Below are 19,473 nucleotides of genomic sequence, written 5' to 3' on the forward strand. Positions count from 1 at the left end.
TGCCGCTTCACGGGCGCATCATCGCTGCGGCATCGTGATGACGCAGCTCGGGTGCCCGCTCCTCCGGCGACCGTGCGGACGGCCGGGGCCGCCGCTGGTCAGGTGTTGACGGTCTCCTCGTCCTCGAGGATCTCGACGTCGATGTAGCCCTCGCCGATGTGAACGGCGGCGCTATGCAGCCGCTCGCCGCAGAGTGGGCAACTACTGATCGGCTCCCCGACGAGCTCGGCAACGTCGGCGAACAGAACTTGGCCGAGCTCGAGAACCTCGCGGACATTGCGAGCGAGCGAGAGCCAGTCCGAGGTCTGGATCTGCGGATCGTCCCCGGCGCCGAGCCGCGCCTGCTCGTCCTCGACGCAGCGGCGCATCGCGAAGAGGCCATCGATCGTGTCGCGCAAGTAGCTGAGCTGCGTCATGAACTGGAGCTTCGGATCTCCCTCAAGGGCGGCTCGGCGCAGCTCGCTCCGCCGGACCCGCCGCGCCGCAGCACGCTCCGCCCGGATCTCGTTGGCCTTCGCGCGCGCACGACGCCACTCCTTGCCCCGCTCGAGCTGTGCGACGACGGCGTCGTTCACCTGATCGTCGGACAGCAGCTCGGCGACAATGTTCGCGCGCTCGCCGGTGCTCAGCTGTCGTAGACGCCCAACAGTGCGCCGCTCAGAGCTGTCCCTGAAGGCGCGCCGCGCCTGCTCCTGTCGCTCGGGCGGGCAGATGCGCCACCGGTACCTACGGTTGTTCTCGTCCTTCTCGACGCGCTCGACGAGGCCCTGCTCCCACAGCGTCGCTCGCGCGCCGGAGGCCTTGTTGACGGGCACGCCCGTCTCGTCCGCGATCTCCGCATCAGTCCGCTCGACTCCGTCGAGCAGGAGGTCAAGGACGATCTCGCGGTTGCTCTTCTCGCTCAACTGTTCATCGCTCCGAGGCATTTGCCGGCCGAACCGCCGGCTGCGACTAGCGCAGCCGGCGACTCGATTCCGGCGCTGCTAGGCGTTCAGCTGCTTCCGCGAGCCGTTCGCCGCCGGGTCCGCGCTGAAGTCGAGCTCCGAGGTCATCTTGCGAACCTCGACCCCGAGCTGGTCGGAGATCGCCTTCCTCAGCTTCGGGTGCCGCTCGATCAGCATGCTGAAGTCGCGGCGGACCGCGCTGACCCGCTTCGCGAGCGCCTTGATCTCCTTGTCGACCGCGTCCTCCTTGATGAGGACCTCGGAGTCCGTGGCGTAGACCGCCTGCTTCTGCTCCGCGTTCCGGTAGACCTTCGTCCGGCACAGCACGAGCGTCGACTCCTCCTCGTCGAAGCGCCGCTGGACGTAGCCGGACCGGGCCGTCTGCGTCAGCCCCCACACCGCGGACGACAGCTTGTCGAGGATGCGCTGCTGGACCGGGTCTCCGTTGGCGTCCTCGTCCTTGGGGCCGGACGGGAACACCGCCGCGTAGAGGTCGCCCTTCGTGAGCGCCCGCTTCGAGCGCTCCGCCTTCGAGTTCGCGACCGCGTTGTCGACGATGACCTTGAACGCCGCGTCGCGCATCGCGTCGTCGGAGGGCTCGCCGTACTCGTCGACGTAGCCGTCCGCGCTGAGGACGTTCGCGATGCCGCGCTCGACCTCCTCGTCCAGCTGCTCGAGGATCTGCTGGAACTGATGCACCTGCGTGGACATGTCTCTGTCCCCTTCCTCCTGCGCCATCGTGATGGCCACAGGGTCGATTGCCCGCCGACCGTACCAACCGCGGCGGTCGTTGTCTAGGCCGTACAAGTGCTCAGATCCCGCAGAGTGCAGGGTCGTGGCCAACGGGACGACCTCCGCCGCGGTCGACGAAGCCGTAAACCACTCAGAGACTTGACTGCAAACCCCGGCGGTGCCGACAATGCGCGACCCCATGCGCGACTTGTACGCGACCACGATGCAGCTCGTCGACATCGGCGGCGCCAACGCTTTCGACATCGCCACGGAGCGCGCGGCCGCTTGGGCGTGGCAGCGCGTTGCCGGCGACCCGCCTGACTTCCGCGAGGCGTCTACCGGGAGGTGGCCAGCCGCTCCTCGTCCGACCGATGCCGTGGTGGAGTGGTGGACGCTCCTAGAAGGCCCGGCGCGCGCCGTCGAGCTCCGGCTGAGGCACCCGGACGCGAAAGACAGCTCGTTGACTTGGCAGGCGACGGTCACCATCAGCGACGTCGACGACACGGTGCGCGCGACCGTCCGGCTCGAGCGGGGAGCGAGCGTGCACGTCCTCCAGCCTTGGCGCATCGAGCTGCGGGCACCGGGGGTTGTGCAGGACCTAATGCGGCCGCCGCTGTTGGCCTACGCAGGGACCCTTGAGCTGGCGCCCGGATCACGCACCGTCGCAGCGGCCGACGAAGAGGCCTTCATCGCGGACGTCCTTCGGGCGCCCGGTCGCGCGCTGCCGGTTCTGATGGCAGCGTGTGACGTCTACGGCGGTTTGGTCGACACGCTCTCGCGAGCTCTCGCGGGACTCGCGCAGGTCGTCCGTGCGAGCGACAGCGAGGCGGACCAGGCGGTGCGCGCGGCCCTGAGCCGCGAGGGGTACGAGGTGCCTCGCGGCGGCCTGCGGCTGTTCTGGCCCGGCTTTGGTTCGCCGGACGACACGTTGCGACATCCGTACTGGACAGCGGCTCAGCTGCAAGCGGGCCGTCGAGGAGGGCGCTCAGTAGTCGCTCAGCTCGTAGCGCTGCTGGCTCCGATCTCCACCGGCCGGGTGCCTACGGACCCAGGTCTGTTGCGTGCTCGCCGCGAGTTCGTCCTGCGCGTGTCGCGCGAGCGTCGCGAACGAGAGCAGGCTCAGCGTGAGCGTGCGCGACGTGAGCGAGACCGGCGGAGGGAGCTCGAGCGGGAGCGGCAGGAGCAGGATCAAGGGCGCGTCGCGGCCGACGTCGTCGACGATCTGAAGACGCGGATCGCCGCGTTGGAGGAGGAGGTCCACGAGGCCGAGGCGGAGCGGGATGCCGCTCAACGCGACGCGGAGCAGGCTGCGGAGGCCGAACTGCGCGTGATCGAGGAATCGCTCGAGCTGGCGGCTCGCGCCGAGGACCAAGGGAAGCGCATCGCCACCCTGGAGGCCGAGAGCGCGAGCCTGCGGACGAACCTTGAAACGCTCACGCGGTTCAAGGAGGGTGCGGGCGACGACGCTACGGCCGAGGAAGATGCCGACCCGGCGACGATCGACGTGGGTTCCTGGGAGGAGCTCGCGGAGCACCTGCCGACGCTCGATGGGCCGGGCTTCCGGCTGACCGATCAGGCGCTGCAGTGTGCGACGGGAGACGGTCGCTACCCACATCCCGATCGGATCTGGGACGCGCTTCGCCGCCTTGAGCGGGTCGGGCGCGCCTACAACGAGCTAGGTGCCCGCCTCAACATGCGCTTCGAAGATTTCGCTCTCCAGGAGGGCGGCCTCGAGGTTGCACTTCAAGACTCCACCTACGAGAACGATTGCCACTTCGAGTACGACGGCACCTGGTACTCCCGCCTGCCGCACGTGAAGATCGACGACGCCAAGTCGTCTAACGAGGTCGGCCGCGTGTACTTCGCGCTTGACCCCGACAGCAAACGGCTGATCGTCGACTGGTACGGCACCAAGCCCGACAGGCCGCGGACCGCACGGCGTTGATCGAGCGATCACACTCGATCGTCGACACGCAGTACGACGCGCGGACGGCGCATCGTCGCGATGATCGCGGGTAGGTCCGCAGCCGATGCCGGATGAGTCGTTCGACCTCGCGCTCGACTTCCTTCGCCGCCGGACCGGCCGCACGGTCGTCGTGAGCGTCGGCGCCGCCGACGCCGAGCCGCCGCTGGCAGCGATCCTTGAGGGCGAGCTCTCCGCCCCGACCGTCGTGGGCGGCGGTATCGAGGCGGGAGTCGGCGACTCGTCGAGCCTGCTCGTCGACGCCGCGGCGCTGCGGTGGGCGCGGGTGAGCGGCGACACGCTGAGCCTCGCGGTCGGCGGGATTGCTGTGGAGGTCGGCCCGCTGCCGGACGAGCCGCGGTTCTTGAGGCCTTAGAAAGCCGCGAACGAGCGCGCCCTGCGTCGCCCCTGCGTCCGGCTGTCCGACGCAATCCTGCGCCGCTGTATGCGTCCTCATCAACGTCCTAGCGGTCCCGTGTGCCGTTAGGGCTTCCCGCCACCTGCCTGGTCGCTTAGGTTGCGAGCATGCCGAGCCGCGGCGCCCGACCACGTTCGCCTCGCACCGGGATCTTCACCGAGCGGACGAGCCCGCTCACTCCCCGCGACGGTCACCGCGGCCCAAGCAGCGATGCGCGAGATCCGCAGGACTGGCGTCCAAAGGATGCGATTCCTACGGTGGAGCCTCCGACAGGTCCGACGCGCGGCTGGGCGGTCGTCGACGGCGACGGCGTATTGCGTAGAGACGGGTTCGGATCGCCGCAGCACGCTCAGCTTCACACAGATGACGACCGACTCATCGTGCCTCCCGGGACAGTCGTGAAGCTCCGGTCGGCTCGCAAGCGGCCCGACGCCTAAGTACGCCGCCACAGGTCATCCGCGTGGCGCTGCGCGAGGCGCTCAGCCCGCTCGACGTCGGGGTCGGCGGGGTCGTGCACGTATTCCTCTCCGCCGACCGTCGGCCTAGCATCGGCGGCATGCCGCCCGATCGAGCGTTCCCCCGCTGCGCCGCCCGCGGCTGCGCTGAGCCCGTCCAGGCCCTTCGCGGGCCGAGTCCGTACTGCGCGCCGCACACTGCGCTGGTCGTCGGCTTCGCCGAGTGGCTCGACGGGACCGGGCCGGAGCGGCCGGGCTGGCCCGAGGGCAGCCCGTTCGCGTCCTTCGACGTTGCCCGGCGCGACTGGGCTGAGGGCCGAACGAACTTGCGCGGGCTCACCTAGCAGCGCCCGCGGCCCGAGGACGTAGCGCCGCGCCGGCCGAGCGCCCGGCCGAACGGTGAGGAACTTCGCTTCGCAGAGGACGCGAAGCGCGTAGGCGACGGCCCGCTTGCTCCGCCCCACGTAGCGCGAGGCCCATTCGCACCCGATCGGAAGAGGCCAGCTCTCGCCCGCCGCGGCCTGCAGGCCGAACAGCATCGCCACAAACGCGGCCGAGTCGCGCAGGGCTCCCTCCGGCCAATCTCCGAGCCAGACCGGTCGCGCCGCGAGCTCGCCGCGGTCCCTCAGGTCGAGCAGGTCCTGGGACTGCAGCCGGTCGGGGCCCGTTGCACGAACACCATCGGTTGCACCAACACACGCACGAACACCCTCGGCTACGGAGCAAGGGATCTTTGCTGTGTTAGTGCAAGGGCTTGTGTTCGTGCAACTGCCGGTGGTGTCGAGAAGCGGGGGGCGGCAGTCCGAGCAGACGGTGAGGCCATGTGCGTCACAGCGATGAACTTCGACTCCGGACGCGCCGCACGACTCGCAGCGCTCCGGCTTATTAGCGCCGGTCATGCGACGTCCTCCGTCCAGCGGGTCGGTGCAACGATCGTGTCGTTGGTGGGCGCGTCGGTGACGCAGTGCTCCGCGAGCCCAGCCGACCTCGCACCGGTCGCGATGGAAGGCGCCGGAAGCGCGACCGGCCTAAACCCGAGCAGGCGGCTCATAAAGGCCTCGATGAGCGCCTGCGTCTCGACGACGAGCGATGCGCGGTCGGCCTCGAGCTCTCGCCGCAGCGTCGGCGCGGTCGCGTCGAGCGCGCGGTCGATGATGGCGGTCACCGTCACGTCGGCGAGCGCGTCGAGCAGCAGGGAGCGGCGCTTCTGCGTCTCCGGCGTCGGCTCGTGCCACGGGGCGAACCGGCCCCAGCGCGGGGCGCCGGGCGGCGATGACGACGGCCACCGGTCCGGACCGCCTGGCAGTCCCGCGGCGTCGCGTCCGAGCCGCTCGATCGCACGCCGGTCGTGCTCCGCGTCGCGCGCCGCGGCCCAGTCGGCTACCCCGTCGACGAGCGCGTCGCGGTGCGCGTCGTCGGCGAGCGCGGCCCAGCCGCCCGCGTCAACGGCCCGCCGCTCCAGCTCCTCGCTCGCCGTCGACGACCCCGACCGGCGGCGCAGCCGGTCGTGTGCCGCGAGCCGCGCCCCAAGCTCTGCGGCCAGCGCGTCGGCGCGCTCGTCGCTCAGCGCCTCCCAGCCGCCCTCGGCGCAGGCGAGCGCATCGAGCCTCGCGCTGGCGGTGACGAACCCGCCGTTGAAGTCTCCGCGCAGCCGCCGCAGCGCCGCGTCGCGGCGCGCGCGGGCGGCGCGCTCCCGTAGGGCCACCTCGCCGACGTCGGCGACGACGGCCGCGACGTCAGTGCTGTCCGGCGCGCCGTGGCGCTCGACCGCCTCGGCCCACACGCGGAGCCTCTCGTCGTCGCCGTCGAGCGCGACGAGCACCCGCGCGACGCGCTCGTTGGCCGGCGCGGGCAGCCCCGCGGCCGTTACCGCGGTAACGGTCGGCCACGCGTCGGCGAGCTGCCGGCCGCGGCTGTCGTCGAAGTCCCAGCGCTCGCGGGTGTACGCCTTGAACGACGAGTGCGACTCGCGGTAGAGCCGGCGCTCGCGGATGGCCCAGAGCGCCTCAGCGGTCTCTGCGAAGGCCCGCAAGCCCCGCTCGATCGTGGCCTCGTGCCTCACGAGCTCCGCGCGCTCCGCGGGCGTCAGCGGTCCGGTCCCGCCCGACATCAGCGGATCGCGGTGAGCCGGTCGGGCGTGGCCCAGTTGTGGCCCAGACGACCTGGCGGCTCGGCCAGCGCTCGCGGGAGGGGTTCGCCCGGCGCACCGTCAGAACTGTCAGGTTTGCAGCCGCTTCGACTGTGTCGTCGTCCTGCGTCGCCCTCACCGCAACGGCCTGTCACGCCGGAGGTCGCGGGTTCGAGTCCCGTCGCTCCCGCTCGAAGGGACCCTCGCCGAGCCGGCCCTACGCAGCAGTCCGCCGGCGGCTCAGCTCCGTCGTCAGGTCGATCGCCCGCATGTCCTGATCGGACGGGAGCTTCGCGAGCACCTCCCGCACGATCGCCGCGACGTCGCGCTCCTCGTGCCCGAAGCCGTCGAGCAGCGTGTGGAGCGCGGTGTGTGTGAGCTTCATCTGCGCCCGCGTGAGGCCGAGGTGGAAGACGGTCTCCTCGGGGTCGATGGGAGCGGTTTCCATGTGGATCCTCCGATCCGCTCGTTGCAGGGAGATCGTCTCACCGCGACCCCGCGGGTGACAACCCTGCGGCGCTCAGACGTGCCCGAGGTGCCGGAGGACCGCGAGCACTCTCCGGTGGGCGTGGTCGTCGGTGGTGAGGCCGAGCTTGGAGAAGATGCTCGTGACGTGGCGCTCGACGGCGCGCTCGGTGACGACGAGCTCCTCGGCGATGCCCCTGTTCGTCCGGCCCTCGGCCATCAGCGCGAGCACCTCGCGCTCGCGCGCGGTCAGGCCGTCGTCGGCGGAGCCCTTGGAGCCGCCCATGATCATCGCGACGACCTCGGGGTCGAGCACCGACCCGCCCTGCGCGACGCGGCGGATCGCGTCGGCGAAGCGGTCGACGTCGGCGACGCGGTCCTTGAGCAGGTAGCCGACGCCCTCGGCGCCGTCGGCCAGCAGCTCCTGCACGTAGTGCTCCTCGACGTACTGCGACAGCATGAGCACGCCGGTGTCGGGCAGCTCGCGCCGGATCACACGGGCGGCGCGCAGCCCCTCGGGCCCGTCGCCCGGCGGCATCCGCACGTCGACGATGGCCACGTCGGGCTTGTGCGCGCGGACCTTGCGCATGAGGTCCTCGGCGTCCGCCGCCTGAGCGACCACCTCCATCCCCGCGTCGCGCAGGATCCGCGCGGCGCCCTCGCGCACGAGGAACGAGTCGTCGGCGATCAGAACTCGCATGGCAGCTCTGCGGTCACGGTGGTCCCCTCTCCGGTTGGGCTGTCGACCCGCAGCGTCCCGCCGAGCGCGACGACGCGGTCGAGCAGCCCGTTCAAACCGCTGCCGCCGTCGGGCGAGGCGCCGCCGGCGCCGTCGTCCCGGACGGCGACCTCGAGGCACGACCGCTGCTCGGTGATCACGATCCAGGCCTCCGAGGCGCCCGCGTGCCTCGCGACGTTCGTCAGGGCCTCGGCGACGAAGAAGTAGGCGGTCGCCTCGACGGACTCCGGGTACCGCCGCCCCCAGTCGGCGGGCACGGTCAGCGAGACGGGCAGCGGCGCGCGCGACGCGAGCGACTTCAGCGCGGGAGCGAGGCCGCCCTCGCTCAGCACCGCAGGGTGGATGCCGCGGGCGAGCTCGCGCAGCTCCGCGATCGCGGTCTCGAGCTCGGCGACCGCCTCGTCCAGCAGCCCCGACGCGTCGTCGCCGGAGCCCGCCTTGGACTGCGCGGTGCGCAGCAGGTACGACAGCATCACGAGCCGCTGCTGCGCCCCGTCGTGGAGGTCGCGCTCGATCCGCTTGCGCGCCGCGTCGGCCGCCTCGACGATGCGCACCCGCGAGGCGCGCAGCTCGGACTCGTGCGCGCGGCGTTCGCTGATGTCGCGCAGGTAGCCGACGAAGAGCGGCTCGCCCTCGCCGGCGACGCGCGTGACCGTCAGCTCGACGGGGAACTCGGTGCCGTCGCTGCGCAGCGCCTCGATCTCGATGCGCCGGTCGAGCACGGTCGTCGGGCCGCCGTGCAGGTGCTTCATGAGCCCGGCGCGGTGCGCGCTGCGCAGCCGCGCGGGGATGATCAGCTCCGCCATGTCGCGGCCGACCGCATCCGCGGCGGCGTGGCCGAACGTCCTCTCCGCGGCGCGGTTGAACGCGACGACGCGGCCGAACGAATCCATCGCGACCACGCAGTCGAGCGCCGCGTCCAGCACGGCGTCCATGTCGCTGTGGAGCCGCTCGCGGAGCGGGGCCGTTGTCGGCGGTTGCGTGGTCATCCCTCCTCCGGAGGGCCGACCCTAACCGGCGCCGCTGACCGCTGCCAGTGCCGCGCCGCTGAGCTGCGTCTTGGGCACGAAGCCGCGCGCGCCACGCTGCCGCGCGAGCTCGGCGAGCTCCGCCTCGTCGTGCGTCGAGGTGAGCACCACCGCGGGCGCGTTCGCCGACGCCGTCAGCGCCTCGGCGACCTGCAGCCCGCTCGTGTCCGGGAGGTGGAGGTCGAGCAGCACGACGTCGGGGGAGCAGCGCCCCGCCTCGGCGATCGCCTCCGCGCCGTCGGCGGCCTCGCCGACCACGTCGTGGCCCTCGGCCTCGAGCATCCGCCGTGCCATGGCACGGAAACCGGAGTGGTCGTCGACGATCAGGACGCGCACGGGATCCAGTGTGCCCGCAACCGATGCACCCGACACCGGGGGAATCCCGCAGAGGGGGGTTCGGTTCTCCGCCAAGCTACCCCGCCGGGGACCGCTGGTCGAGGCAGATCGGGACCGCCGGTCGGTGGTGGCGAACCGGCCCCGCGAGCACCATCTCCGCATGGAACGAACCGCAGTAGGGCCGGTCCTCAGGAGACCCGGTGCGCGTGGTCTTCGCGCGCTGACGGAGCGCGCGGCGCCGCCGCGACGGGGAAGGCCGCCGCCCCGGGGCATACGCCGCTAGCCCGCTCCCTCAGTCCTTCGACGGGCGTCACATCCTCCTGATGGACGATGAACGGCGATCGTCGATGCGCCACGATGTGGGCGATGCCTCCACGTCCACTCGTCGCCCTCCTCGCCGCCGCCGCCGTGTTCCCCGCGGCGTGCGGCGACGGAGGGGAGCGTTCCGATGACCGACCCGACCCGATCGTGACGGTCGGCGCCATGGCCGAGGACGCCGCGGCCGAGACCGCGGCGGACGCGCAGGCCGACGGGTCCGACGCCCCGCCCGCGCACACGCGGGGACCGAAGGGCAAGACCGCCTGCCGGGCGATCTCCCAAGCCGACGTGCGCCCCATCCTCAGCGCGGCGGGCGCGCGCGTCGCGAAGATCGAACGCACGGGCCACGCGTCCGAGGAGCTCTCGGACTGCCGCTTCCACGTGCGCGGCGCCGCGACGTGGGTGACGGTCGACCGCGCCGTCGACGCGGCGCGCCGCTACTGGTACCGGATCGAGGAGCAGCAGGAGTTCCACGCTCCGGACGAGACGCGGCGGCCGCGGCTCGTCCGCGGCGTCGGTCAGGACCGCACGTACGGCGGCGCCGGCGCGTTCTGGACCCCGTCGCTGAACCGCCTCGTCGCCTACCGCGACGGCACGATGCTGATCGTCGGGTTCACGGTCCGCGGCTCGACCGACGCCGAGCGGCGCCGGGGCGCGACCAAGCTCGCCAAGCTCACGTACCAGCGGCTGTTCGGCAAGCGCAAGCCGCGCAGCGAGGACCGCATCCCGACGGCGCCGCACCCCTGACGATCTCCGGTTGATCGGGGCACGGCGCCGCGCGGGCGCCTTCGGCCGCCTCGCCACGTCTGAGCGGCCGGAGGTCGGGTGCTCCGGGTCGGGAGGTCAGGCGACGATGAGCGACTGCGGATCCTGCGGGTCGACGCGCACGGGGACGGTCGCGCCGGGCTGGAAGCTCGGGATGGCGATCATCGCGACGACCTGGCGGTGCGTCGCGGCGTAGGGCGCGCTGCCGTCGAGCGAGACCTGGAGGTCCATCTCGACCTGCGGGTTCTCGTTGACGAACATGCCCGTCTGGCGGACCGCGGTGATCGTCGCCGAGCCGACGCGGCCGTTCGCCATCAGGTGCTGGGCCTTCTTGCCGTCCGCGGCCATGTCGCCCATGACGGCCGCGCCCTGCGCCGTCAGGTCCTTCATCGCGCGGAAGCCGCCCATCACCCCGCGATGCTCGGGCGGCGTCATCTCCTTCGCCTGCTTCTGCAGCTGCCGGACGTCCTTGAAGAATCCCATGGGCGGACCGTAAGCACGGCCGCCCATGAGGTCAGTGTCAGGCTGGTCTCAACCTGCTCGGCTCAGTCGGCGACGACGGCGCGGTCGACGCGCCGGTGGTAGCGCTCGCCGGCCTTGCCGCCCGCCATCGCGGCGAGGATCGTGACGACGAGCCCGATGGCCAGTGCGATGATCCCGCCGGTGGTGACGTCGCCCTCGTCGACGGGGATGCGCGGGAGGTCGAGCTTGGAGAGCACGTTGTACTCGCCGCCGAGCAGGACGCCGGCGACCGCGAGCACGACCGCGACGACGAGCGCGATGATCCACACGCCGAGGCCCTGGCGAGCACCGTCGAAGCGCGACATCCGGCCGGCGACGTAGCCGCCCGCGAAGTACGCGACTGCGAGCACGACGAGGACGGCGATGCCGCCCGCGATGCCGATGGTCCCCGCGTCGCCGTTGTCGGCGTCGTTGGAGATGGCGAGCGCGGTGCCGGCGGCGCTGAGGATCGCCACGAGGATCGCGGCGAGGCCCATGGCCGACAGCCAGCCGAAGAACGACGCGCCCCAGTTGATGCCGCCGAACTCCTCGCGCTGGCGGGCACGCACGGTCCGCATGGTCTCGCGGTCCAGCGGCGCACCGGCGATGCGCTCCCGCACGGGCTCGCGGTCGGTCTCGTGGACCCGGGTCGCCTCGGTCGGAGGCTCGTGGGTCGTCGTGGTCGTGGCGGAGACGGCGCCGTCCTCGGGGTCGCCTTCGCGCCGGAAGCGGTCGCTCATGCCATCGTTGTCCCCGGTTCAACGAACGCTGACACGCCTAGGCTCGGGGCGCCAAGAGCTCTTGACACCGCAAGATGGTGCATGTTGGTGCGTTGTAGCGGCAACAGTGCATGACGTGACCCTCACCCAGCAGACGAACGACGTGGTGGTCGCGCTGCCGGTCGATCCGAAGGCGGCCGGCGCTGCGCGGCGCCTGCTCATCGGCGAGGGGCTCGACCCCGACCTCGACCACACCGTGTGCCTGCTCGTGTCGGAGCTGGTCACGAACGCGATCCGTCACAGCGAGACCGGCGGCGGCGCGAAGATCGTGCTCGCCGCGCGGCTGAAGCCCGACTTCGCGCGGATCGAGGTCCGCGACCAGGGCCCCGGCTTCGACCCCGACGTCCGCCACGACGCGTCCGGTTTCGGCCTGCGCATGCTCGACGCGCTCGCCGCCCGGTGGGGCGTCGACCACGACGAGAACGGCACGCGCGTCTGGTTCGAAGTCGACCGCCGGCGCCGGCGGTTCCAGCGCGGCTAGGCGCGCTGTCGCGCGGCGAGGCCAGCGAACAGCGCGAGCAGGCCTTCCCGCAGCGCCGGGGCGTCGACGGTCGCCATCCGCCGCAGCCCGATCCCGTCGGCCAGCGACACGAAGAGCGCGGCCTCGTCGCCCAAGTCGCCCACGCCGGCGGCCCGGAGCGCCGCGCGGACGACGTCGTCGTACGCGGCGAAGCACTGCTCGGCCGCCTCGCGCAGCGCGGGGTTGCGCGACGCCTCGAGGTAGAGCTCGAACTGCGCGACGGAGTCGGCCTGGCCGCCGGCGAGCGCGGCCGCGAACCGCTCGGCGATCTCCTCGACCGGCAGCCCCTCCTCGAGCGTGCTCTCGACGCGCCGCAGCCGCGACGTCTCCTCCTCGACGAAGAGCAGGAGCGCCTCGCGCAGGAGGTCGTCCTTGGCGGCGAACCAGTAGGTGAGCGTTCCCAGCGGCACGCCGGCCTCGCCCGCCACGCCGCGATGGGTCACCGCGCCGATGCCCTGACGGCTGATGACCGCGAGGGTGGCCCGCAGGATGCGCTCCCTGCGTTCCTCTCCTCGCGCCTGCTGGGGGACCCGGACCGGCGGCACAACCGGCTTGTACCACATGAACTGAGACATCTGTGCGGGTCCTCGGCTAGAAACCGGTCCCTATGCGGAAATGGATTCCCCTTCTCGCGCTGGCGGCGCTGCTCGTCCCGATCGCCGCCGCGCACGCACACCCCGAGCGGACGACCTTCTTCCCCGACTGGCGCAAGGGCAAGGTCCCGACGTACCGCGCCACCGGGGGCAAGCTGCTGACCGTCTGCCGGCCCGAGTCCAAGCGGCTCGTCAACCAGCTCTGGAAGGGCAAGGGCAAGCAGACCGCCCGCACCCGGCGGCTCCGCCTGAAGCAGCTCAAGACCTGCAAGTTCCGCAACCTCCAGGCCGCCGTCGACGCGGCGCGCAGCAACGACCGGATCCGCATCTTCCCCGGCACCTACCGCGAGGAGCCGAGCCGCAAGGTCCCCTACAACGACCCCAAGTGCTCGCGCGACGACACGAAGTACTGGGAGCCGACGAACGACAGCCACGGCGAGGACGGCAAGGTCCCGACCTACCAGTTCCAGTGGGACTGCAAGAACTCCCGCAACCTCGTCCAGATCCTCGGCGACGACCCGAACGACCCCGACCGCGAGTGCGACCAGCGCTGCAACCTCCAGATCGAGGGCATGGGCCGCAAGCCCACCGACGTGCTCTTCGTCGGCGACCGCCTGAAGCGCGACGTCATCCGCGCCGACCGCGCCGACGGGTTCGTCATCAAGAACGTCGCGGCCGAGCAGGCGTCGTTCAACGGCCTCGACGTCGTCGAGACGAACGGGTTCCTGATCGAGGACGTCGTCGGCCGGTACAACCAGAACTACGGCGTCCTGACCTTCACCTCGGACAACGGCCTCTACAACCGCGTCGAGGGCTACCGCAACGGCGACTCGGGCATCTACCCGGGCTCGGGCCCCGAGGGCCACTGCCTGCGGTTCGGGATCGAGATCAAGAACTCCAGCTCGCACGACAACGTGCTCGGCCAGTCGGGCACCGCCGGCAACGGCACGTGGGTGCACGACTCGAAGTGGTTCGACAACGGCGTCGGGATCGTCAACGACTCGTTCGCCTCGGGCCACCCGGGCATGCCGCAGGACTGCTCGAAGTGGGAGGACAACCTCGTCTACTCGAACAACCAGAACTTCTTCGAGCAGAGCAACCAGCAGTACTGCGCGGCGACCCCGTTCGAGAAGCGCCCGCGCGAGCACGTGTGCCCGCAGTTCCAGAGCCCGGTCGGCACCGGCTTCGCGTTCTACGGCGCGAACGGGAACGTGATCCGCAACAACCGCATCTGGGACAACTGGCGGTCCGGCTACCGGCTCTTCTGGGTGCCGGGGTCGATCCGCGGCGACAACAGCCCGGAGGCGCAGCGCGACACCTCGCACAACAACCAGATCACGAACAACACGTTCGGGATCGCGCCGAACGGCGAGGTGCTCCCGAACGGCAACGACGTCTTCTGGGACGAGCAGGGCGACGGCAACTGCTGGGAGGGCAACAAGGGCGTCGGCCCCGGCGGGGCGATCGTCAGCGATCCGGACCCGCTGCCGGACTGCAAGTCGGGCGGCTCGGCCGGGCTGGTGTCGCGGCCGGACAAGATCGCGCCCGAGGTGCCCTGCGCCACGTGGAACCCGAAGGACAACCAGGATCCGCCCGGCTGCACCTGGTTCAACACGCCGCCGAAGCCGGCGAAGCCATGACGACCGCGACGCGCACGCGGTTGGCGGCCGCGGCCGGCCTTGTGCTCGCCGTGGCGATCGCCGCCGTCGTGCTGCTCGGCGGCGGGGAGGACGAGCGCTCGTCGCTGGCGTGGCAGGGCAAGCCGCTGCTGATGCAGTCCGGCAAGCCCACCGACCGCGTCTTCCAGGCCCAGCTGCGCAACGACTCGCTGCGCGACGTCAAGCTCACCGCGGACGACATCCGGGCGCTCGATCCCGACGGGCACGCGGTGCGGACCGCGGCACGGTTCCTGCCGGTGTTCGCGCACGGGCTCTACGCGTGGTCGCAGATGCCCGACCGGGTCGGCGACTTCGAGCGCAGGCGGCTCGGGCAGATCGCGACGATCAAGCCGGGGCAGACCGTCCCGCTGACCATCTCGTGGCGCGTGCCGGAGGGCGGCAAGCAGCCCGTGCGCCTCGACTTCGGCGAGGTGTCGCTCAGGCTCCCCCCGGCGGTCCCGCGCTCAGACGCCCGGTGATCGCGCGGCCACCGAGCACGCCTCGGTAGGCCCCGCTCGAACGCAGGCGGAGGCGGCCGCGCGCGGCCGCCGCCCCGCCGATGCGCAGCAGGACGCCGTCGCCGCGGTTGGTGATCGTGGTGACGGCGACGCCGGGGACGTACGCGTAGCGCCTGAGGACGACGCCCGAGTCGGCGAGGCGGTACGAGCCGCCGCGCAGGCCGCCGCCGTACGGTGCCCCGATCTGCAGCGAGACGACGACGTCGTCGAGCGTCCGGTCGACGGCGCGCAGCGTGCGGCCGACCCGCGCGGGGAGCCCGCGGACGGTCCCGAGCCGGCGCAGCGACCGGGGCGGCACGGCGGGCTGGCTCCCCTCGGGCGCCGGCCCGCGGCAGCGCGCGCCGCGGGTCGGCAGCCGCAGCAGGAAGCGCCGCGCGACGCGGCGCGAGCAGGACCCCGGATCCGAGACGAGCACGGCATGGCCGACGCCGGGCACCGACAGCACCTGCGCGTTCGGCGCGCGGCGGGCGAGCTCGAGCGAGTCCTCGAGCGGCGTGCGCAGGTCCTGGCGTCCCTCGACGAGCAGCATCGGGACGTCCGGGAGATCGTCGGCCGGCCGGTGCGGCGGGTGGATCGGCGCGGGCCACCGCAGGCACAGCGCGAGGTAGTCGGCGCGCAGGATCGTCTCGGCGTCGAACGGGAACAGCGCTTGCGGCCCGAGGCCCGTCAGGTACGAGCGCGCCTGCTCGCGGCGGGTCGCCGGGTCGGCCGCCGGATCCCATGGCGCGACGAGGTCCTCGCAGCTGCCGGCCGCGTACGCGCCCGAGGAGAAGTCGCGCGTGCGGAACTCGGTCTGGGCGAGCGCGTCGATCCGGGCGAGGCGCAGCAGCGGCGCCGGGTCGCCGCGGCGCGCCGCCACGATGGCCGCCGGCATCGCATCGCGCAGCGCGGGCGCGAAGTCGCCCTCCAGCAGGAGGTCGAGGATCGCCACCGGCCCGAGCACGTCGCGGTGCGCGCGGCCGAAGCGGTCGTACGCCGTCCCGCGCGTCTCGCGCGCGCGCACGCGACGGACCACGGCGGCGAGGTCGCCGATGAGGTCCTTCGTGAACCGGCAGCGCGGCGGCCGGCACGACGCGCGCAGCACGCGCGGCAGCGCTCCGAGCACCTCGGTGCCGATCGCCGACGGGCCGCTCGGCTTCAGCACCGAGTCGAGCAGCAGGCGCCCGACGCGGTCCGGGTGGGCCTGCGCGTACTGCAGCGCGATCTTCGTGCCGAACGACGTCCCGTAGAGGTCGAGCCTGCGGATCCCGAGCGCGCTGCGGACCGCCTCGATGTCCTCCACCTGGTCCGCGGCGGTGTACGCCCCGCGCCGGGCGCCGAGCTTGCGCGCGCACGCCGCCGCCGCACCCGTGGACCGCTGCTTCGGGTCGCGCTGCATGCCGGCGCAGACGACGAGGCCGGAGTAGCCGGTGCCGCGGGCGTCGAACGACACGACGTCGGTCCGGCGCAGGACCGCGTCGCCGACGGCGTCGAGCGTCGAGCCGAACGTCGTGGTGGCGCTCTCCCCGGGGCCGCCGGCCAGCACCAGCAGCGTCCGCTGCCGCCGCCCGTCCGCGGGGCGCCGCGCGACGAGCAGCCGCACGGTCCCGAGCGATGGGTTGGCGCGGTCGAGCGGCACCGTCACGCGCGTGCAGAGCGCGCCCGCGTCGATCGGGCAGCCCGGGATCGGCGCCGCCGCGGCCGGTGCCGCCACGAGCAGGAAGGCGGCGAGGGTGATGAGGGCAGCGCGAGCGGGCACGGTGCGAAGATGGAAGCTTCCTCAATTGGAGATCACGATGCCGAACCCGAACAGCTACGACGCCCGCGCCTCGCTCGAGGTCGGGGGCAAGTCCTACGAGATCTTCCGGCTGGATGCCCTGCAGGCGAAGTACGACGTGGCGCGCCTGCCCTACTCGCTCAAGATCCTCCTCGAGAACCTCCTGCGCACCGAGGGCAACGGCTCGGTCGACGCGGCTGACATCGAGGCGCTCGCGACCTGGGACGCGAAGGCCGACCCGAGCAAGGAGATCGCCTTCTCGCCCGCCCGCGTGCTCATGCAGGACTTCACCGGCGTCCCCGCCGTCGTCGACCTCGCCGCGATGCGCGACGCGATGGCCGACGAGATCGGCGGCGACCCGTCGAAGATCAACCCGCTCGTCCCCGCCGAGCTCGTCATCGACCACAGCGTGCAGGTCGACTTCTTCGGCACCCGCGACGCCTTCGAACGCAACGCGGAGCGCGAGTTCGAGCGCAACCAGGAGCGCTACGCGTTCCTGCGCTGGGGCCAGGGCGCCTTCGCCGACTTCTCGGTCGTCCCGCCGGACACCGGGATCGTCCACCAGGTCAACATCGAGTACCTCGCCCGCGTCGTCTTCCCGAACGACAAGACCGGGCAGGCGTACCCCGACACCCTCGTCGGCACGGACTCGCACACCACGATGGTCAACGGCCTCGGCGTCCTCGGCTGGGGCGTCGGCGGCATCGAGGCCGAGGCGGCGATGCTCGGCCAGCCGATGTCGATGCTCATCCCGCAGGTGCTCGGCTTCAAGCTCTCGGGCGAGCTGCCGGAGGGCGCGACGGCCACCGACCTCGTGCTCACCGTCACCGAGATGCTGCGCGAGCGCGGCGTCGTCGGGAAGTTCGTCGAGTTCTACGGCCACGGCCTGGCGAACCTCCCGCTCGCCGACCGGGCGACGATCGGCAACATGAGCCCGGAGTTCGGGTCGACGTGCGCGATCTTCCCGATCGACGCCGAGACCCTGCGCTACCTGGAGTTCACCGGCCGGCCGAAGGACCACATCGAGCTCGTCGAGGCGTACGCGCGCGAGCAGGGCCTCTGGCACGACGAGAACAGCGAGGACCCGACGTACTCGGACCTCATCGAGCTCGACCTCGGGGACGTCGTCCCGTCGATCGCCGGCCCGCGCCGCCCGCAGGACCGCGTGTCGCTGTCCGACGCGCAGGTCGAGTTCCGCGAGGCGCTGCAGGAGTTCGCCGGGACGCCGGACAAGGACAACGAGGGCGACAAGGCGGGCGTGCCGCCGCACCGCTCCGCGGCCGAGGACGACAACGCCGAGTCGTTCCCCGCGAGCGACCCGCCCTCGTCCGTCGAGCCGGTCAACGGCGACGGCGCCCGCGACCCGCACCCGTCGCCGGCGCGGTCCCACGACCACTCGAGCGTCGCCGAGCGCGTCCGCACGACGGCGCCCGTCACGCTCGCCGACGGCACCGAGACCGACCTCGACCACGGCCACGTCGTGATCGCGGCGATCACGTCGTGCACGAACACCTCGAACCCGTCGGTCATGCTCGGCGCGGGCATCCTCGCCCGCAACGCGGTGGAGAAGGGCCTCGAGCGCAAGCCCTGGGTCAAGACGTCGCTGGCGCCGGGCTCGCTCGTCGTCACCGAGTACTACGAGAAGGCGGGCCTGACGGAGCCGCTCGAGCAGCTCGGCTTCAACCTCGTCGGCTACGGCTGCACGACGTGCATCGGCAACTCCGGCCCGCTGCCGGAGGAGATCTCCGAGGCGGTCAACGAGCACGACCTCGCCGTCGTGTCGGTCCTGTCGGGCAACCGCAACTTCGAGGGGCGCATCAACCCCGACGTGAAGATGAACTACCTCGCGTCGCCGCCGCTCGTCGTGGCCTACGCGCTCGCCGGGACGATGGACTGGGACCCGTTCAACGACCCGTTCCCGGGCTCGGACGTCTACCTGCGTGACATCTGGCCGTCCGAGCAGGAGGTCGCCGAGACGATCGAGCGGGCCGTGCAGTCCGACATGTTCCGGTCCTCGTACGCCGAGGTGTTCTCGGGCGACGAGCGCTGGAACTCGCTCGACGTCCCGACCGGCGACCGGTTCGCCTGGGCGGACGACTCGACGTACGTGCGCCACGCGCCGTACTTCGACGGCCTGCCCGCCGAGCCCGAGCCCGTCCAGGACGTCGAGAACGCGCGCGTGCTCGCCAAGCTCGGCGACTCGGTCACGACCGACCACATCTCGCCGGCCGGCTCCATCAAGAAGGACTCGCCCGCGGGCAGGTACCTCCAGGAGCACGGCGTCGAGCCGCGCGACTTCAACTCGTACGGCTCGCGGCGCGGCAACCACGAGGTGATGATCCGCGGCACGTTCGCGAACATCCGCCTGCGCAACCAGCTCGCGCCGGGCACGGAGGGCGGGGTGACGCGCCACCTTCCGGACGGCGAGGAGATGTCGATCTACGACGCCGCGATGAAGTACGCCGAGGAGGGCGTGCCGCTCGTCGTGCTCGGCGGCAAGGAGTACGGGTCGGGCTCCTCGCGCGACTGGGCGGCGAAGGGGACCAAGCTCCTCGGCGTCCGCGCAGTCATCGCCGAGTCGTTCGAGCGCATCCACCGGTCGAACCTCGTCGGCATGGGCGTGCTGCCCCTGCAGGTGGAAGGCGGGGTCGATCTGACCGGTGAGGAGCAGATCACCATCACCGGGCTCGCCGAGCCGCTCAACAACGGGGAGTTGCCGAAGGAGGTGACGGTCACCGCCGACGGCAGGGAGCTGAAGGCGCGGGTCCGCATCGACACCCCGAAGGAGGCGGAGTACTTCCGCCACGGCGGGATCCTCCAGTACGTGCTGCGCTCGCTTCGAGACGCCGGATAGCGG

Annotated in this window: 19 protein-coding genes; 8 read left to right on the forward strand and 11 right to left on the reverse strand. The window is 72.0% G+C overall.

Annotated features, from left to right (window positions below):
• Positions 1 to 98: 98 nt before the first annotated feature.
• Positions 99 to 905: a hypothetical protein gene (locus tag AC1UE4_RS22460; RefSeq protein WP_482919560.1), complete on the reverse strand. Its 807-nt coding sequence runs from the start codon at positions 903 to 905 to the stop codon at positions 99 to 101.
• A 78-nt stretch (positions 906 to 983) separates the two neighbouring features.
• The gene (locus AC1UE4_RS22465) at positions 984 to 1,655 is read right to left on the reverse strand and encodes a hypothetical protein (protein ID WP_482919561.1); all 672 of its coding nucleotides are present in this window, start codon (positions 1,653 to 1,655) and stop codon (positions 984 to 986) included.
• 220 nt (positions 1,656 to 1,875) lie between these two features.
• On the opposite strand from AC1UE4_RS22465, the gene AC1UE4_RS22470 reads away from it, so the two are divergent.
• The 3 genes from AC1UE4_RS22470 (at position 1,876) to AC1UE4_RS22480 (ending at position 4,856) form a co-directional block, all read left to right on the forward strand.
• On the forward strand, positions 1,876 to 3,621 hold the full coding sequence (locus tag AC1UE4_RS22470) for a hypothetical protein (protein ID WP_482919562.1): 1,746 nt from the start codon (positions 1,876 to 1,878) through the stop codon (positions 3,619 to 3,621).
• Positions 3,622 to 3,706: 85 nt separating this feature from the next.
• A complete protein-coding gene (locus AC1UE4_RS22475; protein ID WP_482919563.1) occupies positions 3,707 to 4,015 on the forward strand; it encodes a hypothetical protein in 309 nt (102 codons plus the stop codon).
• Between the two features lie 598 nt (positions 4,016 to 4,613).
• A complete protein-coding gene (locus AC1UE4_RS22480; RefSeq protein WP_482919564.1) occupies positions 4,614 to 4,856 on the forward strand; it encodes a hypothetical protein in 243 nt (80 codons plus the stop codon).
• Positions 4,857 to 5,407: 551 nt separating this feature from the next.
• Here AC1UE4_RS22480 and AC1UE4_RS22485 read toward each other — a convergent pair.
• From AC1UE4_RS22485 to AC1UE4_RS22505, 5 genes are all read right to left on the reverse strand, one after another.
• On the reverse strand, positions 5,408 to 6,622 hold the full coding sequence (locus AC1UE4_RS22485; RefSeq protein WP_482919565.1) for a hypothetical protein: 1,215 nt from the start codon (positions 6,620 to 6,622) through the stop codon (positions 5,408 to 5,410).
• 235 nt (positions 6,623 to 6,857) lie between these two features.
• Positions 6,858 to 7,088 carry a hypothetical protein gene (locus AC1UE4_RS22490; RefSeq protein ID WP_482919566.1) on the reverse strand — a complete coding sequence of 77 codons (231 nt, stop codon included), beginning with the start codon at positions 7,086 to 7,088 and terminating at the stop codon, positions 6,858 to 6,860.
• Between the two features lie 72 nt (positions 7,089 to 7,160).
• On the reverse strand, positions 7,161 to 7,805 hold the full coding sequence (locus tag AC1UE4_RS22495; protein ID WP_482919567.1) for a response regulator transcription factor: 645 nt from the start codon (positions 7,803 to 7,805) through the stop codon (positions 7,161 to 7,163).
• Positions 7,793 to 8,833 carry a PAS domain-containing sensor histidine kinase gene (locus tag AC1UE4_RS22500; RefSeq protein WP_482919568.1) on the reverse strand — a complete coding sequence of 347 codons (1,041 nt, stop codon included), beginning with the start codon at positions 8,831 to 8,833 and terminating at the stop codon, positions 7,793 to 7,795. Before AC1UE4_RS22500 ends, AC1UE4_RS22495 begins: the two co-directional genes overlap by 13 nt.
• Before the next feature lie 21 nt (positions 8,834 to 8,854).
• Positions 8,855 to 9,208: a response regulator transcription factor gene (locus AC1UE4_RS22505; RefSeq protein ID WP_482919569.1), complete on the reverse strand. Its 354-nt coding sequence runs from the start codon at positions 9,206 to 9,208 to the stop codon at positions 8,855 to 8,857.
• A 366-nt stretch (positions 9,209 to 9,574) separates the two neighbouring features.
• On the opposite strand from AC1UE4_RS22505, the gene AC1UE4_RS22510 reads away from it, so the two are divergent.
• Positions 9,575 to 10,273 carry a hypothetical protein gene (locus AC1UE4_RS22510; RefSeq protein WP_482919570.1) on the forward strand — a complete coding sequence of 233 codons (699 nt, stop codon included), beginning with the start codon at positions 9,575 to 9,577 and terminating at the stop codon, positions 10,271 to 10,273.
• 96 nt (positions 10,274 to 10,369) lie between these two features.
• Here the strand turns inward: AC1UE4_RS22510 and AC1UE4_RS22515 are convergent, their stop codons facing one another.
• Together AC1UE4_RS22515 and AC1UE4_RS22520 are read right to left on the reverse strand one after the other, a co-directional pair.
• Positions 10,370 to 10,774 carry a DUF3592 domain-containing protein gene (locus AC1UE4_RS22515; RefSeq protein ID WP_482919571.1) on the reverse strand — a complete coding sequence of 135 codons (405 nt, stop codon included), beginning with the start codon at positions 10,772 to 10,774 and terminating at the stop codon, positions 10,370 to 10,372.
• A gap of 62 nt (positions 10,775 to 10,836) precedes the next feature.
• Positions 10,837 to 11,532, reverse strand: coding sequence for a hypothetical protein (locus tag AC1UE4_RS22520; RefSeq protein ID WP_482919572.1), 696 nt, complete (start codon positions 11,530 to 11,532; stop codon positions 10,837 to 10,839).
• Positions 11,533 to 11,647: 115 nt separating this feature from the next.
• Between AC1UE4_RS22520 and AC1UE4_RS22525 the strand changes: the two genes are divergently transcribed.
• Positions 11,648 to 12,052, forward strand: a complete 405-nt coding sequence (locus AC1UE4_RS22525; protein WP_482919573.1) for an ATP-binding protein — start codon at positions 11,648 to 11,650, stop codon at positions 12,050 to 12,052.
• Here AC1UE4_RS22525 and AC1UE4_RS22530 read toward each other — a convergent pair.
• A complete protein-coding gene (locus AC1UE4_RS22530; RefSeq protein ID WP_482919574.1) occupies positions 12,049 to 12,666 on the reverse strand; it encodes a TetR/AcrR family transcriptional regulator in 618 nt (205 codons plus the stop codon). The genes AC1UE4_RS22525 and AC1UE4_RS22530 overlap by 4 nt on opposite strands.
• Before the next feature lie 32 nt (positions 12,667 to 12,698).
• Between AC1UE4_RS22530 and AC1UE4_RS22535 the strand changes: the two genes are divergently transcribed.
• Together AC1UE4_RS22535 and AC1UE4_RS22540 are read left to right on the forward strand one after the other, a co-directional pair.
• Complete coding sequence (locus AC1UE4_RS22535) at positions 12,699 to 14,324, forward strand: right-handed parallel beta-helix repeat-containing protein (RefSeq protein ID WP_482919575.1); 1,626 nt, start codon at positions 12,699 to 12,701, stop codon at positions 14,322 to 14,324.
• Positions 14,321 to 14,821: a hypothetical protein gene (locus AC1UE4_RS22540; RefSeq protein ID WP_482919576.1), complete on the forward strand. Its 501-nt coding sequence runs from the start codon at positions 14,321 to 14,323 to the stop codon at positions 14,819 to 14,821. Before AC1UE4_RS22535 ends, AC1UE4_RS22540 begins: the two co-directional genes overlap by 4 nt.
• Here the strand turns inward: AC1UE4_RS22540 and AC1UE4_RS22545 are convergent.
• Positions 14,781 to 16,598 (reverse strand): alpha/beta hydrolase, encoded by a 1,818-nt coding sequence (locus AC1UE4_RS22545; RefSeq protein ID WP_482919577.1) that lies wholly within the window; start codon positions 16,596 to 16,598, stop codon positions 14,781 to 14,783. The two genes, AC1UE4_RS22540 and AC1UE4_RS22545, sit on opposite strands and share 41 nt — an antisense overlap.
• A 37-nt stretch (positions 16,599 to 16,635) precedes the next feature.
• On the opposite strand from AC1UE4_RS22545, the gene AC1UE4_RS22550 reads away from it, so the two are divergent.
• Positions 16,636 to 19,470, forward strand: a complete 2,835-nt coding sequence (locus AC1UE4_RS22550; RefSeq protein ID WP_482919808.1) for an aconitate hydratase — start codon at positions 16,636 to 16,638, stop codon at positions 19,468 to 19,470.
• The last annotated feature ends 3 nt before the right edge of the window (positions 19,471 to 19,473 follow it).

Source organism: Parviterribacter kavangonensis, assembly GCF_056863335.1.